Genomic DNA, 2,080 nt, shown 5'->3' on the forward strand with positions numbered 1-2,080 from the left:
CCGCTCAGAAGCCTGGGCGCTGGGGCATGGTGACGTTGTCGTGCTGGTCAATGACCGTTCCGGCGGTGTGTCGGTAGAGCATCTGGAGCCGGTGGCGGCTGAAGGCGGTGCAGTATGACCTTGTTCGTTATTATTCCGTTTGGGGGGGTACTACTTCTGGTTGGGGTACTGCCATGCCGATGCGGTGCGCGAGTTGGGTCTGCTTCGCCGTTCGCCACGCTTTGTGGGGTTCCTGGTCGTGATGCTGCTGTGGCCAATGGGCGTCATTATGCTGGCTGACCGCATTCGCATTGAAGAAAATCTGGATAGCTGGAAGCGACTTGCAGAGCTTAGAGGTGAAAGTTGGGAGAAGGATATAAGCGATCTGCTTTTGGCTCGCCAGCGCATCGCCGAGCTGGAGGTCAGGTTGGCTACGCCGGTGCGGTTGCCCAAAACGAACGGCTATTGGACTGAGCAAGAAAAGGCGTTTGAGGATGCCATCACGTTGGCTAAGCGCGAGATTCGGCTAGCTGGTTTCACCGTCGAGGAGGACAAGTAGGTGTGGGAGCTTATTGTATATCTCACTGGGTTCTTTGTGGTCTTTTGGATCGCCACGCGGGACGGGGATGATTTCTTTGATGTGATGCTCATTTCAACATTCTGGCCGTCCGTCGTCTTGCTGCTGATTTTCGCCGCATTGCTCGGAGGGCTGTATCGTCTCAAAAAGAGTATTGGTAAGGATGGCGCCGAGTAATGGGCGCTCAGTGGTTGTTGCTGTATAATCAATTTTGCTGAGTATTTTCAACTATTTATTTTATATAAGGTAAACAAAATGGCTAATTACGCAAAGTTAGGGGAATTCACCTCTTATTCGTTGCAAGCGAAAGATGCAGCACAGCGTCGTTATGCGTTACTGCACAATTTTGCGGCTAAGTTAAGCAATCTCAAAGAGCAACCAGAACCAGCCATTACGATGGATAACCTTTCTCTTGATATGCAGGAGATTGTTAAGGCTGATAAGGAAATGCGGGTTGCTCTTGAAGAGGCGAATAAAGCAGCTGTTCTGTGCGGTCAAAATGAACTGAGCTTATATCGCCTTCTGGATCGTAGTTCAAACTAACCCTAATTGCGGGTGCGCGTTACCCGCAACAATAAATACTCAGCAAATATTTTCAGGGGGATTTATGTCCAATCTCATTAAAGTGATCCACACCGGTAAAAAAGCCCTGGGTTGGGACGATGAGACCTACCGCGCCGTTCTGGCGCGGGTGACCGGTAAGCGCAGTGCTCGCGATTGTTCCGAGGCGGAGCTGGAGCGCGTGGTGCTCTATATGCGTGACCAGGGCTTCGCTTCAACAGCAAAATATGGTCGCAAGCCCAACGCGGCCATCGGGAAAAAAGCGGTTTTGGGTAAGATTGAGGCTCTGCTTGCGGAGGCCAAGCGCCCCTGGGGGTATGCGGAGGCGCTGGGTAAGCGCATGTTCGACCAGCAGAAGCTTGAGTGGCTCACGACCAAGCAACTGATCGCGGTGATGAATGCTCTCCAGTATGATGCCAAGCGCAACGGGAGGCCGACATGATCCAGGTCTATGATGGTATCCGCGATTTGTTGCCAGACTCTGCGCTGGCCCTGGTTGATGTTATTGGACTTGAGGCTACCATGGATCTGGTTGAGGCATTAGGTGGCGTGCCAATGCCGGTAAACAAAGGAATTCTTGCGCGAGGTGATGTTAGGTTGGATATGTTGCGTCAAGCTATAGGTGAAGAAAACACCCTCAAATTAATGAGTGCATTTGGTGGTGAGGAGATTTATATTCCCAACTGCTATCGTGCCCTGCGAGAGTATTTCTGGCGTCAGTTTTTGGCTGAGTTTGACGCACTGCGCGATCAGGGAGAGTCGGTACTGATGGCGCTGACTCAGTTGTGCCCCCGACATAAGGTCACCTACAAGCAAGCAATGAAGGTGATTGCCAATCGGAAACTGCAAGCGCTGGATCAACCGCAATTACCGTTTGATTGAGGTTTTCCCTCTCACCTTGTTCCACTCTTCCGTATTCAGTAAAAAAAACACAATAACCCTCGTCAACTTACGAGGGTTTTT

General features: G+C 51.2%; 5 protein-coding genes. All 5 read left to right on the forward strand.

The genetic code is table 11. The features are described 5' to 3' along the window. The first annotated feature begins 241 nt into the window (after positions 1-241). The 5 genes from ADK28_RS30700 (at position 242) to ADK28_RS26125 (ending at position 1,999) form a co-directional block, all read left to right on the forward strand. Positions 242-538, forward strand: a complete 297-nt coding sequence (locus ADK28_RS30700) for a hypothetical protein (RefSeq protein ID WP_048797070.1) — start codon at positions 242-244, stop codon at positions 536-538. Further along, a complete protein-coding gene (locus ADK28_RS26110) occupies positions 539-733 on the forward strand; it encodes a hypothetical protein (protein ID WP_048797067.1) in 195 nt (64 codons plus the stop codon). Between the two features lie 78 nt (positions 734-811). After that, positions 812-1,099 (forward strand): hypothetical protein, encoded by a 288-nt coding sequence (locus ADK28_RS26115; RefSeq protein WP_048797068.1) that lies wholly within the window; start codon positions 812-814, stop codon positions 1,097-1,099. Between the two features lie 64 nt (positions 1,100-1,163). Further along, positions 1,164-1,559 (forward strand): gp16 family protein, encoded by a 396-nt coding sequence (locus tag ADK28_RS26120; RefSeq protein WP_048797069.1) that lies wholly within the window; start codon positions 1,164-1,166, stop codon positions 1,557-1,559. After that, on the forward strand, positions 1,556-1,999 hold the full coding sequence (locus ADK28_RS26125; protein WP_048795809.1) for a Mor transcription activator family protein: 444 nt from the start codon (positions 1,556-1,558) through the stop codon (positions 1,997-1,999). Before ADK28_RS26120 ends, ADK28_RS26125 begins: the two co-directional genes overlap by 4 nt. The last annotated feature ends 81 nt before the right edge of the window (positions 2,000-2,080 follow it).

The organism is Serratia sp. 506_PEND, from assembly GCF_001076875.1.
GTDB lineage: Bacteria > Pseudomonadota > Gammaproteobacteria > Enterobacterales > Enterobacteriaceae > Serratia > Serratia marcescens.